The organism is Pseudomonas sp. UBA2684 (assembly GCA_002354655.1).
GTDB lineage: Bacteria > Pseudomonadota > Gammaproteobacteria > Pseudomonadales > Pseudomonadaceae > Aquipseudomonas.
Window position 1 is genome coordinate 46124 of the sequence record DELY01000006.1, and the last position, 21540, is coordinate 67663.

Genomic DNA, 21540 nt, shown 5'->3' on the forward strand with positions numbered 1-21540 from the left:
CGCTTTAAGCTTGCGGCTTGAAGCTTGGAGCCGCCTGCATGTCCGAACACTACCAACACCGCGCGCGCAAGCGCTTCGGCCAGAACTTCCTGCACGATGCCGGCGTCATTCACCGCATCCTGCGCGCCATTCATGCACGCGAAGGCGAGCGCATGCTGGAGATCGGCCCGGGCCAGGGCGCCCTCACCGAAGGACTGCTCGACAGCGGCGCGCAACTTGACGTGATTGAACTGGATCGCGACCTGATTCCGCTGCTCAATGGCAAATTTGCCGCCGAGCCGCGCTTCCAACTGCACCAGGGCGACGCCCTGAAGTTCGACTTCAGCAGCCTCAATCCGGCGCCACACAGCCTGCGGGTAGTCGGCAACCTGCCGTACAACATTTCCACGCCGCTGATCTTTCACCTGCTGAATAACGCCCACCTGATCCGCGATATGCACTTCATGTTGCAGAAGGAAGTGGTCGAACGCCTCGCGGCCGGCCCAGGCGGGGGCGACTGGGGCCGCCTGTCGATCATGGTGCAGTACCACTGCCGGGTGGAACACCTGTTCAATGTCGGTCCAGGCGCCTTCAATCCGCCGCCCAAGGTCGACTCGGCCATCGTGCGCCTGGTACCGCACGAGGTACTGCCGCATCCGGCCAAAGACCACCGCTTGCTGGAAAACGTGGTGCGCGAAGCCTTCAACCAACGGCGCAAGACCCTGCGTAATACGCTCAAGGCCTTGCTGCCGGCAACCGATATCGAGGCCGCCGGCGTCGATGGCAGCCTGCGCCCGGAACAGTTGGACCTAGCGGCCTTCGTCCGTCTGGCCGATAAACTGGCTGAGCAACCCCGCGCCGAAAGCCCCAGCTAAACTGGCTTTTCAGCTTACCGAGTTCTTCAATCGTCGCGAGCGCAGTATCACCAGGCGCAGCAGATATTGAGCAGGTTTTGTGCATGTCCGATCCCCGTTATCAAGTCGACGTCAACGTCGCCACCCGCTACTTGCCGGAGCAGTCGCAGCCGGAGCAGAACCGCTTCGCCTTCGCCTACACCGTGACCATCGTCAATAACGGTCAAGTGCCGGCCAAATTGCTCTCGCGCCACTGGCTGATCACCGATGGCGACGGCCGCGTACAGGAAGTGCGCGGTGCCGGCGTGGTCGGCCAACAGCCATTGATCACGCCAGGCCACAGCCACACCTACAGCAGCGGCACGGTGATGGCCACGCGCGTGGGCACCATGCAGGGCAGCTACCAGATGCTCGCCGAAGACGGCAAACGCTTCGACGCCGAGATCGTGCCTTTCCGCCTGGCGGTGCCGGGCTCGCTGCACTGATGGCAACCTATGCTGTCGGCGACCTGCAAGGCTGCCTGAAACCGCTGCAATGCCTGCTGCAACGCGTGGCTTTCGATCCGGCCAAGGATCGCCTGTGGTTGGTCGGCGACTTGGTCAATCGCGGCCCCGAGTCGCTGGCGACCCTGCGCTTTCTCTACGGCATGCGCGACGCCGTGACCTGCGTGCTGGGCAACCATGATTTGCACCTGCTGGCGGTTGCTCACAACATCGAACGCCTGAAAAAAGCCGATACCCTGCAAGAAATTCTCGACGCCCCGGACCGCGGCGACTTGCTCGACTGGCTGCGGCGGCAGAAACTGCTGCATTACGACGCCGCGCGCGACATCGCCCTGGTGCATGCCGGCATCGCGCCGCAGTGGTCGCTGCAAAAAGCCCTGCGCCGTGCAGCCGAGGTCGAAGAGGTGCTGCTCGACGATGCCCGCTTGCCGCTGTTCCTCGACGGCATGTATGGCAACGAACCGGCCAAGTGGGACAAAGACCTGCAAGGCGTCACCCGCCTGCGCGTGATCACCAACTACTTCACCCGCATGCGCTTCTGCAAAGCCGATGGCACGCTCGACCTGAAAAGCAAAGAGGGTATTGGCACCGCGCCCCCCGGCTACGCGCCCTGGTTCAGCCACAAGCAACGCAAGACCTCGGGCCAGAAAATCATCTTCGGCCACTGGGCGGCGCTCGACGGCCAATGCAACGAGCCCGGCCTGTTCGCCCTGGACACCGGTTGCGTGTGGGGCGGCGCGCTGACCCTATTGAATATCGACAGCGGCGAACGTCACCGCTGTGACTGTAACGAGGAACCCGCATGAGCGATTTCAAGCGTATCCCCCCAGAGCAGGCCCAGGCACTGCGCCAACAAGGTGCCGTGGTGGTCGACATCCGCGACCCGCAAAGCTTCGCGCTCGGCCACATTAGCGGCTCGCAGCATCTGGACAACCACTCGCTGGCCGACTTTATCGCCAAGGCCGACCTCGACCAGCCGCTGATCGTCGCCTGCTACCACGGCAACTCCAGCCAGAGCGCGGCGGCCTACCTGATTGGCCAGGGCTTCTCCGAGGTCTACAGCCTGGATGGCGGCTTCGAGCAATGGCGCGCAACCTACCCGGAAGAAACCGCGCAAACCCCGCCCGAATAAAAATTTATCCCCAGGCAAGGCCGCGCCAGCGCTGGGCTGCCGCCCTGCCCTGATGAACGGTAATATCCAGTTATCGTTCGTCGCCCCTTGACCTCGCCGATTACGAACTATCCTTTAGCTCAGGCCATCCAAAACAAGGTAGAGCCGGCCAACCGGCATCCGGGCCATCGGTAAGACTTTTAGGTGTACTGGGGGACTCTTCTCGGTTGACCCGTCAACCGACTACCAGCACCCGCACGACCGATCCCGCGCCGGCTCCAAGCATCGAGCGAGGTGAAGTCATGAGCATTTTCAGCCACTTCCAACAACGTTTCGAAGCGACTCGCCAGGAGGAATGCTCCCTCCAGGAGTACCTCGAACTGTGCAAACAGGACCGCAGCGCTTACGCCACCGCGGCCGAACGGTTGTTGATGGCGATCGGTGAACCGGAACTGCTCGACACCTCGAGCAACTCCCGCCTGTCGCGGATCTTCTCCAACAAAGTGATCCGCCGCTACCCGGCCTTCGCCGACTTCCACGGCATGGAAGAATGCATCGACCAGATCGTTTCCTACTTCCGCCACGCCGCTCAGGGCCTGGAAGAGAAGAAACAGATCCTCTACCTGCTCGGCCCCGTCGGCGGCGGTAAATCCTCGCTGGCAGAAAAGCTCAAGCACCTGATGGAAAAAGTGCCGTTCTATGCCATCAAGGGCTCGCCGGTGTTCGAGTCCCCGCTCGGGCTGTTCAGCGACGCCGAGGATGGCGCCATCCTCGAGGAGGACTACGGAATTCCGCGGCGCTACCTCAACAGCATCATGTCGCCCTGGGCGACCAAACGCCTGGCCGAGTTCGGCGGCGACATCAGCCAGTTCCGCGTGGTCAAACTGTACCCGTCGATTCTCAACCAGATCGCCGTGGCCAAGACCGAGCCAGGCGATGAGAACAACCAGGACATCTCCGCGCTGGTCGGCAAGGTGGATATCCGCAAGCTCGAGGAATTCCCGCAGAACGATGCCGACGCCTACAGTTATTCCGGCGCCCTGTGCCGCGCCAACCAGGGCCTGATGGAATTCGTCGAGATGTTCAAGGCGCCGATCAAGGTGCTGCACCCGCTGCTCACCGCCACCCAGGAAGGCAACTACAACAGCACCGAAGGCCTCGGCGCGATCCCCTACAGCGGCATCCTGCTGGCCCACTCCAACGAATCCGAGTGGCATAGCTTTCGCAACAACAAGAACAACGAAGCCTTTATCGACCGTATCTACATCGTCAAGGTGCCGTATTGCCTGCGCGTCACCGACGAGGTGAAAATCTACGACAAGCTGCTGTTCAACAGCTCTCTGGCTAACGCCCATTGCGCCCCGGACACCCTGAAAATGCTCGCGCAGTTCTCCGTGCTGTCGCGCCTGAAGGAACCGGAAAACTCCAACGTCTACTCGAAGATGCGCGTCTACGACGGCGAAAACCTCAAGGACACCGACCCCAAGGCCAAATCGATCCAGGAATACCGCGACACCGCAGGCGTCGATGAAGGCATGAACGGCCTGTCGACCCGTTTCGCCTTCAAGATCCTCTCCAAGGTGTTCAACTTCGACCCCCACGAGATCGCCGCCAACCCGGTGCACCTGCTCTACGTACTGGAACAGCAGATCGAGCAGGAACAGTTCCCCGCCGAAGTGCGCGAGCGCTACCTGCGCTTTATCAAGGAGTACCTGGCGCCGCGCTATATCGAATTCATCGGCAAGGAGATCCAGACCGCCTACCTGGAGTCCTACAGCGAATACGGGCAGAACATCTTCGACCGCTACGTGCTGTACGCCGACTTCTGGATTCAGGACCAGGAATACCGCGACCCGGAAACCGGCGAGATTCTCAACCGCGTGGCCCTCAACGAGGAGCTGGAGAAGATCGAGAAACCGGCCGGCATCAGCAACCCGAAGGATTTCCGCAACGAGATCGTCAACTTCGTGCTGCGCGCCCGCGCCAACAACAACGGCAAGAACCCGACCTGGCTCAGTTACGAGAAGCTGCGCGTGGTGATCGAGAAGAAGATGTTCTCCAACACCGAAGACCTGCTGCCGGTCATCAGCTTCAACGCCAAAGCGAGCAAGGAGGACCAACAGAAGCACAACGACTTCGTCACTCGCATGGTCGAGCGCGGCTACACCGACAAGCAGGTGCGCCTGCTCTCCGAGTGGTATCTGCGGGTTCGCAAATCGCAGTAACACGCCACCGGCGCGCCAGCAGGTCGCGCCGGTCGCACCCGCGTTCTGAGGAGCAGTCATGAGCCATGTGATCGACCGGCGCCTGAACGGCAAAAACAAGAGCACGGTAAACCGCCAGCGCTTCTTGCGGCGTTACCGTGACCACATCAAGAAAGCGGTGGAGGAAGCCGTTAGCCGCCGCTCCATCACCGACATGGAGCATGGCGAACAGATCAGCATCCCCGGCCGCGACATCGACGAACCGGTGCTGCACCATGGCCGCGGCGGCAAGCAAACCGTGGTGCACCCGGGCAACAAAGAATTCACCACCGGCGACCGCATTGCCCGCCCGCAAGGCGGCGCGGGCGGCAAAGGCGCCGGCAAGGCCAGCAATTCCGGCGAAGGCATGGATGAATTCGTCTTCCAGATAACCCAGGAAGAATTCCTCGACTTCATGTTCGAGGACCTTGAATTACCCAACCTGGTGAAACGCCACCTGACCGGCAGCGATACCTTCAAAACCGTACGCGCCGGCATCAGCAGCGAAGGCAACCCGTCGCGGATCAACATCGTCCGCACCCTGCGCTCGGCCCACGCACGGCGCATCGCGCTGTCCGGCAGCAGCCGCACCAAGCTGAAAGCCGCGCAAGCCGAGCTGGAACGCCTGAAGCGCGAAGAACCAGACAACTTCGGCGATATTCAGGCCCTGGAAGCGGAAATCAGCAAACTGCATGCGCGGATCAACCGGGTGCCGTTCCTCGACACCTTCGACCTCAAATACAACCTGCTGACCAAGCAACCCAACCCCAGCTCGAAAGCCGTGATGTTCTGCCTGATGGACGTTTCCGGCTCGATGACCCAGGCGACCAAGGACATCGCCAAGCGCTTCTTCATCCTGCTCTACCTGTTCCTCAAGCGGAACTACGACAAGATCGACGTGGTGTTTATCCGCCACCACACCAGCGCCCGCGAAGTAGACGAAGAAGAGTTTTTCTATTCGCGCGAGACCGGCGGCACCATCGTTTCCAGCGCACTCAAGCTGATGCAGGAAATCATGGCCGAGCGCTACCCGATCAACGAGTGGAATATCTATGCCGCCCAGGCGTCGGATGGCGACAACTGGAATGATGACTCGCCGATCTGTAGGGATATATTGATCAAGCAGATCATGCCGTTCGTGCAGTACTTCACCTACGTCGAGATCACCCCGCGCGAGCACCAGGCGCTGTGGTTCGAATACGAGCAAGTCTGCGAGGCATTCGCCGACACCTTCGCCCAGCAGCAACTGGTGTCGGCCGGCGATATCTACCCGGTGTTCCGCGAACTGTTCCAGCGGAGGCTCGTAACATGACGGCTTATGACAGCGCTGCACGCGAGAAGAAACGCCAACCGATTTCCACTGGTTCGGAATGGACCTTCGAACTGATTCGCGCCTACGACAAAGAAATCAGCCGCCTGGCCGAGCGCTATGCGCTGGACACCTACCCGAATCAGATCGAGGTGATCACCGCCGAGCAGATGATGGACGCCTATGCGTCCGTCGGCATGCCGCTGGGCTACCACCACTGGTCCTACGGCAAGCACTTTCTCAGTACCGAGAAATCCTACTCCCGCGGGCAGATGGGCCTGGCCTACGAGATCGTGATCAACTCCGACCCGTGCATCGCCTACCTGATGGAGGAAAACACCATCACCATGCAGGCCTTGGTGATCGCCCACGCCTGCTACGGCCACAACAGCTTCTTCAAGGGCAACTACCTGTTCCGCACCTGGACCGACGCCAGCTCGATCATCGACTACCTGGTGTTCGCCAAGCAGTACATCATGCAGTGCGAAGAGCGCCACGGCATCGACGCGGTGGAAGACCTGCTCGACTCCTGCCATGCGCTGATGAACTACGGCGTCGACCGCTACAAACGCCCCTACCCGATTTCCGCCGAGGAAGAGCGGCGGCGCATGAAGGAGCGCGAGGAACACCTGCAGAAGCAGATCAACGACCTCTGGCGCACCATTCCCAAAGGCGCCAGCAAAGGGGGCGACAAGGACAGCAAGCGCTTCCCCGCCGAACCGCAGGAAAACATCCTGTATTTTCTGGAAAAACACGCGCCGCTGCTGGAGCCCTGGCAACGCGAGATCATTCGCATCGTGCGCAAGATCGCCCAATACTTCTATCCGCAGCGCCAGACCCAGGTGATGAACGAAGGCTGGGCGACCTTCTGGCACTACACGCTGATGAACGACCTGTACGACGAAGGCCTGGTCACCGATGGCTTCATGATGGAGTTCCTCCAGTCGCACACCAGCGTGGTTTACCAACCGTCGTTCGACAGCCCCTACTACAGCGGTATCAACCCCTACACCCTGGGCTTTGCCATGTACCGCGACATCCGGCGAATCTGCGAGGCGCCCACCGAGGAAGACCGCCGCTGGTTTCCCGAGATCGCCGGCAGCGACTGGCTGAGCACCCTGAAATTCGCCATGAAAAGCTTCAAGGACGAGAGTTTCATCCTGCAATACCTGTCGCCCAAGGTGATCCGCGACCTCAAGCTATTCAGCATCCTCGACGACGACCAGAAAGATGAGCTGAGCGTCCCGGCCATCCATGACGAGCCCGGCTACCGCACCATCCGCGAAACGCTGGCGGCGCAATACAACCTGGGCAACCGCGAACCCAATGTGCAGATCTGGAGCATCGACCGCCGTGGCGACCGCTCACTGACCCTGCGCCACCAGCAGCACGACCGCAAACCGCTGGGCAACTCCACCGAGGAAGTGTTGAAACACCTGCACCGCCTCTGGGGTTTCGACATTCACCTGGAAACCCTGCAGGGCGACCAACTGGTCGGCACCCAGCATGTGCCGCCCAAGGGCGACAACGAACATGACGGCGACTACCCGCGGCTCGACCTGATCATTCCGCCCATTTGATCGGTTGACCGCAATGCCGGCACTGCCCAGCATCTACAGCAGATTCCCCGAGACGGTGGCGATGCGCCTATTCCTTGTTCTGCTGTTGTACCTCGGCCTGGCCACTTGCAGCAGCCAGATCCCGCTGGCGCATGTACTCAGCCCGGCCAGCGCCGAGCTGGCCGGACGCCGTGATTTCGTGCTGATGGCCCCGGAGCAGGTCATCGCCGGCGACATACCCTTTCATGAACGCTACTCCCAACTCGATCAGCTGTTGCGCCAGGGCCTGGCGCAACGCGGCTACCGCGAAAGCCCACAACCGGAGTTACGCGTGTATTACTGGCTGGCCGTGCAAGACCGCCCGCTGGAGTTCAAGGTCGACGTGCCGTCCCCCAACCCGCTCGGCCCCTACCAGGCGATCCACCGCCTGCGCGACGCCACCGGCACCTTGCGCCTACGTCTCACCGACCTCGACGACCGACTGCTCTGGGAAGGCCTGATCAGCACCGGACTCAGCCCCGCGCGGGACAGTGCCGAGTTGCTCGAACGCGCGACCCATGCCCTGACCCAGCAGATTCCCGCCGCGAGCCATTAACAGGCCAGCTTTTCTGGCTGCCCGCCACCCGCAACCGTTATCCTTTGCGCTTAGCGGAGGAACAACCATGCAGATTTATAAAGTCGGCGGCGCGGTGCGAGACCGCCTGCTCGGCCGCCCGGTCAGCGAGACCGACTGGGTGGTGGTCGGTGCCAGCGCCGAACAGATGCTGGCGCTGGGCTACCGCCCGGTCGGCGCCGATTTTCCGGTGTTTCTGCACCCGCATACCGGCGAGGAATACGCCCTCGCACGCACCGAGCGCAAAAGCGGGCGCGGCTACGGCGGCTTCACCTTCTACGCCAGCCCGGACGTAACCCTGGAAGATGACCTGATCCGCCGCGACCTGAGCGTCAATGCCATGGCCGAGGACGCTCACGGCCAACTGATCGACCCCTATGGCGGCCAACGCGACCTCGCCGGCAAACTGCTGCGCCATGTCTCCCCGGCGTTTGCCGAAGACCCGCTGCGCGTGCTGCGCGTCGCCCGCTTTGCCGCTCGTTATGCGCCACTGGGGTTTCGCGTGGCGGCCGATACCCTGAACCTGATGCGTCAACTCGCGGACTCCGGCGAGCTGGCAGCACTGACGCCCGAGCGCAGTTGGAGAGAAATCTCCCGCGCACTGCTGGAACCGCGCCCGGATGTATTCATCCAGGTGCTGCGTGACTGTGGCGCGCTCAAGGCGCTGTTGCCGGAAGTCGATACATTGTTCGGCGTCCCGCAGCCGCCCGCGCATCACCCGGAAATCGACACCGGCGTGCATGTGCTCAGCGTCTTGCGTCAATGCGCCGAACACCAACAGCCGCTCAGCGTGCGCTGGGCCTGCCTGCTGCACGATGTTGGCAAAGGCCTGACGCCGGAGGCCGATTGGCCACGGCACATCGCCCACGAGCAACGCGGCCTGAAGTTGATCGAGGCAATCAATCAGCGCTGCAAGGCGCCGAAAGACTGTCAGGAAATGGCCCTGCTGGTCGGTGAGTATCACACCCACGGACACCGCGCCCTTGAGCTAAAAGCCTCGACCCTGCTGGAGCTGCTACACCGCTTCGATGTGTATCGACGTCCGCAGCGCTTTGAGGAATTCCTCAAAGCCTGCGAAATGGACGCCCGCGGCCGCGCAGGGCTGGAGCAACGCGACTACCCGCAAGCCAATTACCTGCGTGGCGCCATGCACGCCGCACGCGAGGTCCCGGTGCAGCCCTTGCTGGAGCAGGGTTTCAAAGGCCCGGAGCTGGGCGAGGCACTGAAGCGCGAGCGCCTGAACGCGCTTAAGGCCTACAAGAAGACGATGGGGATGTAGGGCGTAGGGTGGCCACCTGCAGGGGCAACGCCCTACGTCTACGCCTGCGCCGGGAAGGCCTGGATTAGCCCGGCCGGAGTCAGCTCCGCCCCGCGCCACTGGAATGCCACAGGCTGCAATTGCTGATCGATCTGCGCCTCGCGCCACAGCGTTGCAAAGGACTTGCCCGCTTCCGGATGCCGCATTTCCGGCACCAGCAGCGCCAGCGGCCAGAGCACGAAGGCGTTCTTCAAGATTTCCGCGCGCGGCAGGATCAAGCCGTCGAAATTACCGACCTGCTCGCCGTACAGCAGCACATCGATATCCAACGGCAAGCCTTTGCGCTCGGGCGCATAGCGGCCGTTGTCGGCTTCGATAAACTTCAACCGGCGATCCAGCTCGCGCAACGGCAAATCCGTCACGCCGATTACCACCAGGTTGAAAAACGGCCCGCTCTTGATCCCCACTGGCTGGCTCTCGAACACCGGCGAGCAACGCAGGTCATGGAGAAAGCCGGCCAACGCATCAAGACCGGCGTGCAAATGGCGTTCGCGCTCGATATTGCTACCGAGGCCCAGTAAAACCGGAGTTAACGACATCCGCGCTCAATCTCCACACCGACACCGCCACTGGCTGCCGGCACAGCGCCGGGTTTGGTCAACTTGAGTCGCACCCAGGGAATCTGGAATTCACTCATCAGCAACTCGACCAGACGCTCGGCAAAGGTTTCCACCAGGATGAACTGCGCCTCGCTGGCAAACACCTGGATGCGCGTCGACACCGCGGCATAATCGAGTGCCTTGCTCAGGTCATCGCCCGCCGCCGCTGGGCGGTTGTCCCAGCCCAGCCACAAATCCACACGCAAGCACTGGCGAATGGTGCGCTCCCAGTCATAGGCGCCGATTACCGTATCGACTTCCAAACCTTCGATAAAGACTGTGTCCAAGCACGCTCTCCGCGGCACGACAATGGCGCCGCACCTAGTTAGAATCGGGACGTCCCTCGCCCCGGAATGGATACCATGTTTTGGCTGTTGGCGATCCTCGCCTACCTGCTCGGCTCGTTGTCCTTCGCCATCCTGCTCAGCCGTATGGCCGGCGGGCCGGACCCACGCGCCAGTGGCTCGGGCAACCCCGGCGCCACCAACATGCTGCGCGTCGCGGGCAAACGCCTGGCTATTCTCACGCTGATCGGCGACCTGTTGAAAGGCTTACTGCCCGTGCTGATCGCCAGCCTGTTCGACTTCAGCCTGCAACAACAAGCCTGGATCGGCCTCGCGGCGGTTATCGGCCACCTGTACCCGCTGTACTTTAACTTTCGCGGCGGCAAAGGCGTCGCCACGGCCGCCGGCATGCTACTCGGCCTTTACCCGCCGGCCGCCTTGCTGGCCGTAGCCGCCTGGCTACTGGCCTTCAGCCTGACCCGTACCAGCTCGCTGGCCGCGCTGATCGCTACACCACTGACCCTGCCACTGCTGGCCTGGCAGCAACCAGCGGCACTGCTGCCGGTTTGCGTACTCACCGGCCTGATCGTCTGGCGCCACCGCGGCAATTTACGCGATCTGTTCGCCGGCCGTGAGCGGCATTTCTGAATCGGTAAGCTGAGCCGAATTCATCCAACCCAGCAAACCCTTAGAGCGCTTGCAGCTGCTCCATCGGCCAACGCGCCTGCACCTTGATGCTCAAATCCTCATGCTGCCCGGCCAACAGGCGCTGGCAACCGGCATAGGCGATCATCGCGCCGTTGTCAGTGCAGAACACCGGGCGGGCGTAGAACACCTCACCCTTAAACTCGCCGAGCATCTGCCCAAGCGACTGACGCAGCGCCTGGTTGGCACTGACGCCACCGGCGATCACCAAATTATTCAAGCCGGTTTGCTTCAATGCACGCCGGCACTTGATGGTCAGGGTATCGACCACGGCTTGCTGAAAGGCCAGGGCGATGTCGCAACGGGTCTGCTCGCCACCATCGCCAGCGGCGTGGCACTGCTGCCAGGTGTTCAGGGTGAAGGTCTTCAAGCCACTAAAACTGAAATCCAGCCCAGGCCTGTCGGTCATCGGCCGCGGGAACTTGAAGCGCCCCGGCGTACCGCTCTGCGCCAGGCGGGAGATTTCCGGCCCACCCGGATACGGCAAACCCATCAGCTTGGCGGTCTTGTCGAACGCCTCGCCGGCGGCATCGTCGAGCGACTCGCCGAGCAGCTGGTATTGACCAATACCATCGACGCGCACCAGTTGGGTATGCCCACCCGACACCAATAACGCGACGAACGGAAAGGCTGGCGGTTTTTCCTCCAACATCGGCGCCAGCAAGTGGCCTTCCATATGGTGCACACCGAGGGCCGGAATGCCCCAGGCAAAGGCCATGGCCTGCGCGCAGGAAGCCCCGACCAACAACGCCCCAACCAGGCCAGGACCCGCGGTGTAGGCGATTGCATCAATGTCATTGGCAACGCAGCCAGCCTCGTCCAATACCTGGCGAATCAACGGCAGCATGCGCTTGACGTGATCGCGTGAGGCCAACTCGGGCACCACGCCGCCGTAAACCCGGTGCAGGTCGATCTGGCTGAACAGCGCGTCGGCCAGCAGGCCGCGCTCACTGTGATAAAGCGCGACACCGGTTTCGTCGCAGGAGGTTTCCAATCCCAGAACCAGCATGGGCAGTGCCTTGTAGTAGAAAGGGTGCAACTTCGAAGGGGCGCATGATAATGGCCGCTGGCGCGAGCCGGCCAGCGCTTTTCGATCAGAGGCTTTGCATTCCTGGCGATGAGGCGGTAACATCCGCAACCCTTAAAAACCTACGTCCTCCAGTGCCATTTGCCAGGAGTACGTTACCCCCCGGTAATAAAGAAGGTACGCCCTGGATGCCAGCCGTCAAAGTTAAAGAGAACGAACCCTTCGACGTAGCTCTGCGTCGTTTCAAGCGCTCCTGCGAAAAAGCCGGTGTTCTGGCTGAAGTTCGCAGCCGTGAATTCTACGAAAAGCCGACTTCCGAGCGTAAGCGCAAAGCAGCAGCCGCTGTTAAGCGTCACGCCAAGAAAGTACAGCGCGAACAGCGCCGCAGCGTTCGTCTGTACTAATACGTACAAGCGCAACGCCTGATGCCCGGCTTCGGCCGGGCTTCGCTTTTAGACTCCGCGCCACCTTCGGGTGGTGATCGGAGTCTTTTAGTTTCTGCCCGCACCTGTTGCGCGCTCGCGCACAACAGTATTCTGAGCGTCTATGGCCGGCCTGATCCCACAGTCTTTTATCGATGATCTGCTCAACCGCACCGACATCGTCGACGTGGTCGCCGCGCGCATTCAACTGAAAAAAGCCGGCAAGAACTACACCGCCTGCTGCCCCTTCCATAAAGAAAAGACCCCATCGTTCAGCGTCAGCCCGGACAAGCAGTTCTATTACTGCTTCGGCTGCGGCGCCGGCGGCAACGCCCTGGGCTTTGTCATGGACCACGACCAACTGGACTTCCCCCAGGCCGTCGAGGATCTGGCCAAGCGCGCCGGCATGGACATCCCGCGCGAAGAAGGCGGGCGTAGCAACAAACCGCGGCAGCCGACCGACTCACCGCTTTACCCGCTGCTGACCGCCGCCGCCGAGTTTTACCGGCAAGCCCTGAAAGGCCACCCGCAACGCCGCGCCGCGGTCGATTACCTAAAGGGCCGCGGCCTGTCCGGCGAGATTGCCCGCGACTTCGGTCTAGGTTTCGCCCCGCCGGGCTGGGACAACCTGCTCAAGCACCTGGCCAGCGACAGCCTGCAACAGAAAGCGATGATCGATGCCGGCCTGCTGGTGGAGAACGCCGACAGCGGCAAGCGCTACGACCGCTTCCGCGACCGGGTGATTTTCCCGATTCGCGACAGCCGCGGACGGGTCATCGCTTTCGGCGGCCGCGTGCTCGGCGACGACAAGCCGAAGTACCTGAACTCCCCGGAAACCCCGGTATTCCACAAAGGCCAGGAGCTCTACGGCCTGTTCGAGGCCCGCAAGAGCAACCGCGATCTCGACGAGATCATGGTGGTCGAAGGCTACATGGATGTCATCGCCCTGGCCCAGCAAGGCCTGCGCAACGCCGTCGCCACCCTCGGCACCGCCACCAGCGAAGAGCACCTGAAACGCCTGTTCCGCCTGGTGCCGAGCGTGCTGTTCTGCTTCGACGGCGACCAGGCCGGACGCAATGCCGCCTGGCGCGCCCTAGAGGCTACCCTGCCGAGCCTGCAAGACGGCCGCCGCGCGCGCTTTTTGTTCCTGCCCGACGGCGAAGACCCGGACACCCTGGTGCGCAGCGAAGGCACCGATGCCTTTCGTGCACGCATCAATCAGCAGGCCCAGCCGCTCGCCGACTACTTTTTCCAGCAACTCAGCGAAGAGGCCGATCCACGCTCGCTGGAAGGCAAGGCGCACCTGGTGACCCTGGCCGCGCCGCTGATCGACAAGATTCCCGGCAACAACCTGCGCACCCTGATGCGCCAGCGCCTCACCGAAATCACCGGCCTCAGCGGCGAAGCCCTGAGCCAGATGGCGCCGGCCGCCAAGTCCAGCGCCGCGACCAACGCAGCACCTAGCGACTATCCGGGCTATCCCGAGATTCCCGATAGCGCCTATTACGATGCCGCGCCCAGCCATAACGAATACGAAAACCCCAGCCCAACGCCCAGCTTCGAGCGCAGCCACCAAGGCAAAGGCAACTGGAAAAAAGACGGCGGCAAGTGGAGCAAGCACGGGCGCGACGATAAGCCCCGCGCACCACGCACCGCGGTCAGCGTCGAATCGCCGCACCTGAGCGCATTACGCACCCTGCTGCACCACCCACAACTGGCGCAAAACGTCGAAGATGTCAGCCACTTCGCCGCCGAAGACGACACCTACGCCCAACTGCTGGTCGCCCTGCTCGGCGCCCTGCAAAAGAACCCCAACCTGCGCTCGCTGCAACTGATCGCGCGCTGGCACGGTACCGAGCAAGGCCGCCTACTGCGGGCCTTGGCGGAAAAGGAATGGCTGATTTCGGCCGACAACCTTGAACAACAGTTTTTCGACACTATAACTACTCTTGTAGCCCGCCAACGCGAGCGCAGCCTGGAACATTTACTGCGCAAAGCCCGTCAAAGTGAGTTGAGCGCAGAGGAAAAAGATCAACTGCGCAACCTGCTGAGTCGTAATGCATCACCGGTAATCCCGAGCCCAACTGGCGCGTAAGGGTCTTATTCGGGTATAATCCGCGGCTTGTTTTTAGCCCGCCAAGACCTTCAGTGGATAGGGTGTTATGTCCGGAAAAGCGCAACAGCAATCTCGTTTGAAAGAATTGATCAGCCGCGGTCGTGAGCAGGGTTACCTGACTTACGCGGAGGTCAATGACCACCTGCCGGAGGATATTTCCGACCCGGAACAGGTGGAAGACATCATCCGCATGATCAACGACATGGGGATCAACGTATTCGAGAGTGCTCCCGATGCGGACGCCCTGTTGTTGGCCGAGGCCGACACTGACGAAGCAGCTGCTGAAGAAGCCGCTGCCGCACTCGCCGCCGTTGAAACCGATATCGGTCGCACCACCGACCCAGTGCGCATGTACATGCGTGAAATGGGCACGGTGGAATTGCTTACCCGCGAAGGCGAGATCGAAATCGCCAAACGCATAGAGGAAGGCATACGCGAAGTCATGGGGGCAATTGCCCACTTCCCAGGCACGGTCGACAGCATTCTCAGCGAATACAACCGCGTGACCACCGAAGGTGGCCGCCTGGTTGAAGTCCTCAGTGGCTATATCGACCCAGACGACGGCATCGTTCCTGCCGAAGCTGCCGCTCCCGTGCCTGCCAAGGACGGTGACGCCGCCGAAGACAAGGAAGACGAGGAAGACGGCGACGCCAGCGACGACGAGGAAGAGGAAGGCGACGGCGGTCCGGATCCTGAAGAGGCCCTGCGCCGCTTCACCGCGATTGGCGACGCCCTCGACCTCGCCAAGAAAGCCCTGAAAAAGCACGGCCGCAACAGTAAGCAAGGCATTGCCGCGCTGAAAGAAATGGCCGAGCTGTTCATGCCGATCAAGCTGGTGCCCAAGCAGTACGACGCACTGGTTGTCCGTGTGCGCAGCTCCCTGGAGCGCCTGCGCGCCCAGGAACGCGCCATCATGCAGCTCTGCGTGCGTGATGCGCGGATGCCGCGCGCCGATTTCCTCAAGCTGTTCCCTGGCAATGAAATCGACACCGAGTGGTCCGTTGGCCTGGCCAAGGGCAAGGCCAAGTACGCCGAAGCCATCGGCAGCCTGCAAGCCGACATCCAGCGCTGCCAGCAGAAGCTGTCTGCCCTGGAAGCCGAATGCGAGCTGACCCTGGCCGAAATCAAGGACATCAACCGTCGCATGTCGATCGGCGAGGCCAAGGCCCGCCGCGCGAAGAAAGAGATGGTTGAAGCGAACTTGCGTCTGGTGATCTCGATTGCCAAGAAGTACACCAACCGCGGCCTGCAATTCCTCGACCTGATTCAGGAAGGCAACATCGGCCTGATGAAAGCGGTGGACAAGTTCGAATACCGTCGCGGCTACAAGTTCTCGACTTATGCAACCTGGTGGATTCGTCAGGCGATCACTCGCTCGATCGCCGACCAGGCGCGCACCATCCGTATTCCGGTGCACATGATCGAGACGATCAACAAGCTCAACCGTATCTCGCGGCAAATGCTGCAAGAGATGGGTCGCGAACCGACCCCGGAAGAGCTGGGCGAACGCATGGAAATGCCTGAGGACAAGATCCGCAAGGTATTGAAGATCGCCAAAGAGCCGATCTCCATGGAAACCCCGATCGGCGACGACGAAGATTCGCACCTGGGCGACTTCATCGAGGACTCCACCATGCAATCGCCGATCGACGTGGCGACCGTGGAAAGCCTCAAGGAAGCCACCCGCGAAGTGCTGGCCGGCCTCACCGCCCGTGAAGCCAAGGTCTTGCGCATGCGCTTCGGCATCGACATGAATACCGACCACACCCTCGAGGAAGTCGGTAAACAGTTCGATGTTACCCGCGAGCGAATCCGTCAGATCGAAGCCAAGGCGCTGCGCAAGCTGCGCCACCCGACGCGAAGCGAGCATCTACGCTCCTTCCTCGACGAGTAAACCCAGAACCCCCGGCCCAAACCGGGGGTTTTGCTTTCTGCCACCCTCCCCCAACGCCCCGTCTACACTCGAGAGATCAATAGCTCCGCCACGAGGCCGCTATGCCGCGATTGCCGGCCATTCTCCTGCTGTGCCTGGCGTATTGGGTCAGTCCGGTTGCCGCGTTGACGCTCAGCGAAGACGAGCGCGCCTGGCTGGCGGCACATCCCGTGCTGCGTCTGGGCGTCGATGCATCATGGCCGCCGTTCGAATTTCGTGACGAGCAGGGCCGCTATCAAGGCCTCTCCGCCGACTACATCGCCCTGGTCGAGCAACGCCTGGGAATCAGCATTCAGCCAGTAGAGCCGAGCAGCTGGAGCGACGTCCTGAAACAGGCCAAGGCTGGCCAGCTCGATCTGCTCCCCGGCATCATGGCCACCCCCGAGCGCCAGACCTACCTGGCCTTCACTCGCCCCTATCTGGACTTCCCGATTGTCATCCTGGCGCGCAATGGTGGACCACAGCCTCGCCGCCTGAACGAGCTCTACGGCCTGAAAATCGCGGTGGTCGAGGATTACGCGCCGCACGAGCTGATGCGCAGCCAGCACCCGGATCTCAACCTGCTGCCCCTGCCCAGCGTGAATGCCGCCCTGCAAGCACTTGCCACCGGCCAGGCCGATGCGCTGATCGGCGACCTCGCCTCCAGCATCTGGAGCCTGCGTCAGCTCAAACTGGAAGGCCTGTTCATCAGCGGCGAAACGCCCTACCGCTACCAACTGGCGATGGCCGCCCCGCGCGACCAGGCGATTCTGGTGGGCATACTCGACAAGCTGTTCGCCGACATCAGCAGCGCCGAAATCACCGCCTTGCAGGCGCGCTGGGTCGGCGGCGTGCTGGATCGGCGCAGCATCTGGCGCGAACTCCTGTTGTATGGCCTCCCTGGGCTGCTCGTGCTGATCGGCGGACTCGCCATGGTGATCCGCATCAACCGCCGCCTGAGCAGCGAAATAGCCAACCGCAGCGCACTGGAACAGGAGCTGCGCAACAGCGAACAGCATTACCGCAGCCTGGTGGAAAACCTCTCGGCCATCGCCTGGGAAGCGCGCCTGGACGACTACACCTTTACCTACGTCTCGCAACACGCGGAAAAACTGCTCGGCTACCCCCTGGCGGAGTGGAAACACCCAGGCTTCTGGCTGAGCAAAGTCCACCCGGACGATGCCCCGCACGCCATGGCTTACTGCGCGCAGGAAAGTGCTGCTGGCCGCGGCCATAGCCTGGACTACCGGATGTTCGCCGCCGACGGCCATGTCCTGTGGATTCGCGACATCGTCACCCTGACCCGCCACGGCGACGACACCATCATGCGCGGCCTGATGATCGACATCAGCGAAGCCAAGCAAACCGAGCAGGCCCTGCGCCTTTCCGAACAGAAATTCGCCTCGGTCTTCCAGCAATGCCCAGACATCCTGGTCATCGCCCGCAGCTCGGACGGCTGCCTACTGGAGGTCAACAGCGCCTTCGAACAGCAGACCGGCATTCCCATCGCCGCCGCCCTCGGCAAAACCGCCACCGAGCTGAATATCTGGGGCATCCCCGGCATCGGCCCAACCCTGCTCAAACGCCTACAGGGCGAAAGCCTGCGCAACCTGGAAATGCCCTTTCGCCGGCATGACGGCCAGTTCTTCACCGGGCTGATTTCCGCCCAGGCCTTCCAACTCGCCGAGACCCCTGCGCTGGTAGTGATCGTGCGCGATATCAGCCAACTCAAAGCCACCCAGCAACAGCTGCAAATCTCCGAAGAGAAATTCGCCAAAGCCTTCCACGCCTCGCCCGACGGCCTGTTGCTCACCCGCGTCAGCGATGGCCTGCTGATCGAAGCCAACGAAGGTTTCAGCCGCATCACCGGCTACAGCAACAGCGAAGCGGCCGAGCGCTCGACCCTGGAGCTGGGCATCTGGGCCAATCCGAACGACCGCGTGCGCATGATCGAGCAAATCAAGCTGCACGGCAGCGTGCGCGACCTGGCCACACCGATTCGCACACGCGATGGTCAGTTGCGCTTATGCGAGCTGTCCGCCCAGCTCATCCCGATTGGCGACGAACCCTGCCTGCTGACCATCGCCCGCGACATCACCGAGCGCCAGGTGATGCAGGAAAAACTGCAACAAGCCGCCACCGTATTCGAGAGCACCGCCGAAGGCGTGATGATCACCGACACCCGGCAACGCATCGTCGCGGTCAACCGCGCGTTCAGTGAAATCACCGGCTACAGCGAGGCCGAAGCGCTCGGGCAAACGCCGCGACTGCTTGCCTCCGGCCAACACGACAGTGCCTTCTACAGCGCCCTGTGGCATCAGCTGGAAGATGAAGGCCACTGGCAAGGGGAAATCTGGAACCGCCGCAAAAACCAAGAGCTCTATCCGGAGTGGCTGACCATCAGTGCCGTGCGCAACAAAAGCCAGGCCATCACCCACTTCGTCGGCGTATTTGCCGACATCACCCCGCTCAAGCACGCCCAGGCACGCCTCGACCACCAGGCTCACCACGACCCCCTGACCGGCCTACCCAACCGCCTACTGTTCGAAAGCCGCCTGCGCGCCGCCCTCGACGACGCGCAAGCCGACGACCGTCAAGGCGCCATCCTGTTTCTCGACCTGGACCGCTTCAAACACATCAACGACAGCCTCGGCCACCCGGTCGGCGACCAACTGCTCAAAAGCATCGCCGTGCGCCTCAAGGAACAACTGCGCGACATCGACACCGTGGCGCGCCTGGGCGGCGACGAATTCATCATCCTGCTGCCCGGCCTGCACCAGACCGGCGACGCCAAACTGGTCGCCAACAAACTGCTGGCCTGCTTCAGCCCGCCGTTCCAGATCGACGACCACGAGTTCTTCATCAGCGCCAGCATCGGCATCAGCCTGTACCCGGAGGACGGCCTGGATGTCGCCACCCTGGTAAAAAACGCCGACGCCGCCATGTACCGCTCGAAAGCCAAAGGCCGCAACCGGGTGGAAATGTACACCCGCGACCTGACCTTCCAGGCCACCGAACGCATGGCCCTGGAGCACGAGCTGCGCCGCGCGCTGGAACGCGAAGAACTGCAGCTCTACTACCAACCCAAGCTCAGCCTGAGCAGCCAACGCCTGGTCGGCGCCGAAGCCCTGGTGCGCTGGCACCACCCCGTCTTCGGTGAAATCCCGCCGGACCGTTTCATCCCGCTGGCCGAAGAAACCGGGCTAATCCTGCCGCTCGGCGACTGGGTGCTGCAGCAAGCCTGCCGGCAAATGCGCGACTGGCAGAGCCACCACGCACCGTTCGGCCCGCTGTCAGTCAACCTCGCCGGCATGCAATTGCGCCAACCGCAGCTGGTCGAGCGCATCTCGCACCTGCTCGACGGCTGCATGCTCGACCCCAGCCTGCTGCAACTGGAAATCACCGAAAGCTTCATCATGAATCAGGCCGAGGAAGCCCTGGCCATCCTCCACCAACTGAAAGCCCTCGGCGTGCAACTGGCCATCGACGATTTCGGCACGGGCTACTCCTCGCTGAGCTACCTCAAACGCCTGCCGCTGGACATCCTGAAGATCGACCAATCCTTCGTCCGCGGCCTGCCCGACGACCCACACGACGCCGCCATCGCCCGCGCCATCATCGCGCTGGGGCGCAGCATGCAACTCACGGTGATCGCCGAAGGGGTGGAGACCAAAGCCCAGGAACTGTTCCTCGCCGCCGAAGGCTGCGAGCAAATCCAAGGCTTCGTGGTCAGCCGGCCACTCGCCGCCGACACTTTTGCGCACAACTTCCTCGGCCCACGCCGTTCGATTGGCGCTGCCGAGAAGGCGCCGGTATAATCCGCCCGCCTCTGAGGGCCCATAGCTCAGTTGGTTAGAGCAGAGGACTCATAATCCTTTGGTCCACGGTTCGAGTCCGTGTGGGCCCACCATAAAGATCAAAGAGTTAGGCCAGTCTTCGGACTGGCCTTTTTCTTTTCTGCGCTATAAATCATTTTTGGTCACCGTATTGGTCACCACTTGGTTTCGCCTGCGACCCGGTTTTTTAGATCAGCGCGACAAAACCGACCGCCAGTCACTCCTCCACCGCATGAAGAGCCTCCAACTCCCCTCTTAGCCTTTCTAGAAGCGCGTCCACTCCTAACTCGGGCTGTAAGAAGCCATCAGGGTAAGCGGGTAATCGCTGCATTAATGCCGGGCTCGCCAAGCTAGGGCGCAACAGCGCACTGCCGCAGCTCAACACCCGCGCCCTCAACGAATTTCTCGCCCACGGGTTGAAATACGCGCTCCCGGTACGGCCCGGCCCTATCGTGCGTGGCCTGGCCACTGCGCATCTGCTGTCCGGCGGTGAGCACATCTATGCCGAGAAGGATGCATTGGGCAGCGACATGGGCCAAAGCATCGAGCCCTTGTTCAAAAGCGTGCCCAGTGCCACACGCCAGGGTGAGGCGCTATACGCCAGCTTGCCCTGGTGGACGCAATCCAGCTGGGTAATGAGCGCGAGACCAGCCTGGCCAAGGCCCTGCTAGCGCAACAGCGGCGAGGCGAGCCCGATGGCAGCCGAATGGCGGATGCAGGAGCCTAGTCATGCCAGCTAATTTGTAGCCCTTAAGCCACAGATGATGACTAATACGTCCATTCCGTAGCCCGTAAGCTACAAATCAATTCTGGCGGCCCTTGTGTAAATGTAGCCCAAGAGCTACATTTTTCGACGTATCCGCTTTTATTGACGCCCGAGGGCTACAAATGACCTCTCTATACGATGTTTCCGAAATGCTAAAACAGGCGCGTGGTGACGCGAAGCTGAGCCAAGAGGCATTGGCCAGCAGTGCCGGCGTATCACGCTCCACAGTGGCCCGCATGGAAACATTGGCCAAAGGCGATATGAGCGTCTCAGTGCTGGTTCGCCTGCTGGAGGCGGCAGGCTATGACTTGAAGCTGGTTAAGGCCGGGCACGAACGCACGGTTGAAGACATCCTCAACGAGCAGCGCTCAGGGAGAGATTGAG

The 21540-nt window shown here is 61.9% G+C and carries 18 protein-coding genes and 1 tRNA gene; 16 read left to right on the forward strand and 3 right to left on the reverse strand.

Features of this window, described 5'->3' with window-relative positions; translation table 11 throughout:
• Positions 1-38: 38 nt before the first annotated feature.
• From rsmA to B3M58_RS03075, 9 genes are all read left to right on the forward strand, one after another.
• Positions 39-854, forward strand: a complete 816-nt coding sequence (gene rsmA, locus B3M58_RS03035; RefSeq protein WP_296217080.1) for a 16S rRNA (adenine(1518)-N(6)/adenine(1519)-N(6))-dimethyltransferase RsmA — start codon at positions 39-41, stop codon at positions 852-854.
• A gap of 83 nt (positions 855-937) precedes the next feature.
• Positions 938-1318, forward strand: a complete 381-nt coding sequence (gene apaG / locus B3M58_RS03040) for a Co2+/Mg2+ efflux protein ApaG (RefSeq protein WP_296217081.1) — start codon at positions 938-940, stop codon at positions 1316-1318.
• Positions 1318-2142 carry a symmetrical bis(5'-nucleosyl)-tetraphosphatase gene (locus B3M58_RS03045; RefSeq protein ID WP_296217082.1) on the forward strand — a complete coding sequence of 275 codons (825 nt, stop codon included), beginning with the start codon at positions 1318-1320 and terminating at the stop codon, positions 2140-2142. The genes apaG and B3M58_RS03045 overlap by 1 nt, the downstream gene beginning before the upstream one ends.
• Positions 2139-2468: a thiosulfate sulfurtransferase GlpE gene (gene glpE, locus B3M58_RS03050; protein WP_296217083.1), complete on the forward strand. Its 330-nt coding sequence runs from the start codon at positions 2139-2141 to the stop codon at positions 2466-2468. The genes B3M58_RS03045 and glpE overlap by 4 nt, the downstream gene beginning before the upstream one ends.
• 281 nt (positions 2469-2749) lie before the next feature.
• Positions 2750-4672, forward strand: a complete 1923-nt coding sequence (locus tag B3M58_RS03055) for a PrkA family serine protein kinase (protein WP_296217084.1) — start codon at positions 2750-2752, stop codon at positions 4670-4672.
• Positions 4673-4730: 58 nt separating this feature from the next.
• Complete coding sequence (locus tag B3M58_RS03060; protein WP_296217085.1) at positions 4731-6002, forward strand: YeaH/YhbH family protein; 1272 nt, start codon at positions 4731-4733, stop codon at positions 6000-6002.
• Positions 5999-7579 carry a SpoVR family protein gene (locus B3M58_RS03065; RefSeq protein WP_296217086.1) on the forward strand — a complete coding sequence of 527 codons (1581 nt, stop codon included), beginning with the start codon at positions 5999-6001 and terminating at the stop codon, positions 7577-7579. Before B3M58_RS03060 ends, B3M58_RS03065 begins: the two co-directional genes overlap by 4 nt.
• A gap of 61 nt (positions 7580-7640) precedes the next feature.
• Complete coding sequence (locus B3M58_RS03070; protein ID WP_296217156.1) at positions 7641-8153, forward strand: hypothetical protein; 513 nt, start codon at positions 7641-7643, stop codon at positions 8151-8153.
• Between the two features lie 67 nt (positions 8154-8220).
• Positions 8221-9450: a multifunctional CCA addition/repair protein gene (locus tag B3M58_RS03075; protein ID WP_296217087.1), complete on the forward strand. Its 1230-nt coding sequence runs from the start codon at positions 8221-8223 to the stop codon at positions 9448-9450.
• A gap of 38 nt (positions 9451-9488) precedes the next feature.
• Here the strand turns inward: B3M58_RS03075 and folK are convergent, their stop codons facing one another.
• Positions 9489-10028 carry a 2-amino-4-hydroxy-6-hydroxymethyldihydropteridine diphosphokinase gene (folK, locus tag B3M58_RS03080; protein WP_296217088.1) on the reverse strand — a complete coding sequence of 180 codons (540 nt, stop codon included), beginning with the start codon at positions 10026-10028 and terminating at the stop codon, positions 9489-9491.
• Positions 10019-10375: a dihydroneopterin aldolase gene (gene folB, locus B3M58_RS03085; RefSeq protein ID WP_296217089.1), complete on the reverse strand. Its 357-nt coding sequence runs from the start codon at positions 10373-10375 to the stop codon at positions 10019-10021. Before folB ends, folK begins: the two co-directional genes overlap by 10 nt.
• A 75-nt stretch (positions 10376-10450) precedes the next feature.
• On the opposite strand from folB, the gene plsY reads away from it, so the two are divergent.
• The gene (gene plsY, locus B3M58_RS03090) at positions 10451-11020 is read left to right on the forward strand and encodes a glycerol-3-phosphate 1-O-acyltransferase PlsY (RefSeq protein ID WP_296217090.1); all 570 of its coding nucleotides are present in this window, start codon (positions 10451-10453) and stop codon (positions 11018-11020) included.
• A gap of 40 nt (positions 11021-11060) precedes the next feature.
• Here plsY and tsaD read toward each other — a convergent pair whose 3' ends face one another.
• Positions 11061-12086 (reverse strand): tRNA (adenosine(37)-N6)-threonylcarbamoyltransferase complex transferase subunit TsaD, encoded by a 1026-nt coding sequence (gene tsaD, locus B3M58_RS03095; protein WP_296217091.1) that lies wholly within the window; start codon positions 12084-12086, stop codon positions 11061-11063.
• 206 nt (positions 12087-12292) lie between these two features.
• Here tsaD and rpsU point away from each other — a divergent pair, with 206 nt between their 5' ends.
• The 6 genes from rpsU (at position 12293) to B3M58_RS03125 (ending at position 21539) form a co-directional block, all read left to right on the forward strand.
• Positions 12293-12508 carry a 30S ribosomal protein S21 gene (gene rpsU / locus B3M58_RS03100; protein WP_003296736.1) on the forward strand — a complete coding sequence of 72 codons (216 nt, stop codon included), beginning with the start codon at positions 12293-12295 and terminating at the stop codon, positions 12506-12508.
• Between the two features lie 142 nt (positions 12509-12650).
• A complete protein-coding gene (dnaG, locus tag B3M58_RS03105) occupies positions 12651-14621 on the forward strand; it encodes a DNA primase (protein WP_296217092.1) in 1971 nt (656 codons plus the stop codon).
• A 67-nt stretch (positions 14622-14688) separates the two neighbouring features.
• Positions 14689-16536 carry an RNA polymerase sigma factor RpoD gene (gene rpoD, locus B3M58_RS03110; protein ID WP_296217093.1) on the forward strand — a complete coding sequence of 616 codons (1848 nt, stop codon included), beginning with the start codon at positions 14689-14691 and terminating at the stop codon, positions 16534-16536.
• A 101-nt stretch (positions 16537-16637) separates the two neighbouring features.
• Positions 16638-20372, forward strand: a complete 3735-nt coding sequence (locus B3M58_RS03115; RefSeq protein WP_296217094.1) for an EAL domain-containing protein — start codon at positions 16638-16640, stop codon at positions 20370-20372.
• Between the two features lie 15 nt (positions 20373-20387).
• Positions 20388-20464: transfer RNA gene (locus tag B3M58_RS03120), tRNA-Ile, on the forward strand.
• A gap of 814 nt (positions 20465-21278) precedes the next feature.
• Positions 21279-21539, forward strand: a complete 261-nt coding sequence (locus tag B3M58_RS03125; protein ID WP_296217095.1) for a helix-turn-helix transcriptional regulator — start codon at positions 21279-21281, stop codon at positions 21537-21539.
• Position 21540: the final 1 nt, after the last annotated feature.

What these genes read in the sequence shown, in the direction of transcription:
- B3M58_RS03115 (WP_296217094.1), top strand. Translation starts at nt 16,638, where the DNA reads ATGCCGCGATTGCCGGCCATTCTCCTGCTGTGCCTGGCGTATTGGGTC.
- tsaD (WP_296217091.1), bottom strand. Translation starts at nt 12,086, where the DNA reads ATGCTGGTTCTGGGATTGGAAACCTCCTGCGACGAAACCGGTGTCGCG.
- B3M58_RS03060 (WP_296217085.1), top strand. Translation starts at nt 4,731, where the DNA reads ATGAGCCATGTGATCGACCGGCGCCTGAACGGCAAAAACAAGAGCACG.
- glpE (WP_296217083.1), top strand. Translation starts at nt 2,139, where the DNA reads ATGAGCGATTTCAAGCGTATCCCCCCAGAGCAGGCCCAGGCACTGCGC.
- B3M58_RS03065 (WP_296217086.1), top strand. Translation starts at nt 5,999, where the DNA reads ATGACGGCTTATGACAGCGCTGCACGCGAGAAGAAACGCCAACCGATT.
- apaG (WP_296217081.1), top strand. Translation starts at nt 938, where the DNA reads ATGTCCGATCCCCGTTATCAAGTCGACGTCAACGTCGCCACCCGCTAC.
- B3M58_RS03045 (WP_296217082.1), top strand. Translation starts at nt 1,318, where the DNA reads ATGGCAACCTATGCTGTCGGCGACCTGCAAGGCTGCCTGAAACCGCTG.
- dnaG (WP_296217092.1), top strand. Translation starts at nt 12,651, where the DNA reads ATGGCCGGCCTGATCCCACAGTCTTTTATCGATGATCTGCTCAACCGC.
- rpoD (WP_296217093.1), top strand. Translation starts at nt 14,689, where the DNA reads ATGTCCGGAAAAGCGCAACAGCAATCTCGTTTGAAAGAATTGATCAGC.
- folK (WP_296217088.1), bottom strand. Translation starts at nt 10,028, where the DNA reads ATGTCGTTAACTCCGGTTTTACTGGGCCTCGGTAGCAATATCGAGCGC.
- B3M58_RS03055 (WP_296217084.1), top strand. Translation starts at nt 2,750, where the DNA reads ATGAGCATTTTCAGCCACTTCCAACAACGTTTCGAAGCGACTCGCCAG.
- plsY (WP_296217090.1), top strand. Translation starts at nt 10,451, where the DNA reads ATGTTTTGGCTGTTGGCGATCCTCGCCTACCTGCTCGGCTCGTTGTCC.
- B3M58_RS03070 (WP_296217156.1), top strand. Translation starts at nt 7,641, where the DNA reads ATGCGCCTATTCCTTGTTCTGCTGTTGTACCTCGGCCTGGCCACTTGC.
- B3M58_RS03125 (WP_296217095.1), top strand. Translation starts at nt 21,279, where the DNA reads ATGACCTCTCTATACGATGTTTCCGAAATGCTAAAACAGGCGCGTGGT.
- rpsU (WP_003296736.1), top strand. Translation starts at nt 12,293, where the DNA reads ATGCCAGCCGTCAAAGTTAAAGAGAACGAACCCTTCGACGTAGCTCTG.
- B3M58_RS03075 (WP_296217087.1), top strand. Translation starts at nt 8,221, where the DNA reads ATGCAGATTTATAAAGTCGGCGGCGCGGTGCGAGACCGCCTGCTCGGC.
- rsmA (WP_296217080.1), top strand. Translation starts at nt 39, where the DNA reads ATGTCCGAACACTACCAACACCGCGCGCGCAAGCGCTTCGGCCAGAAC.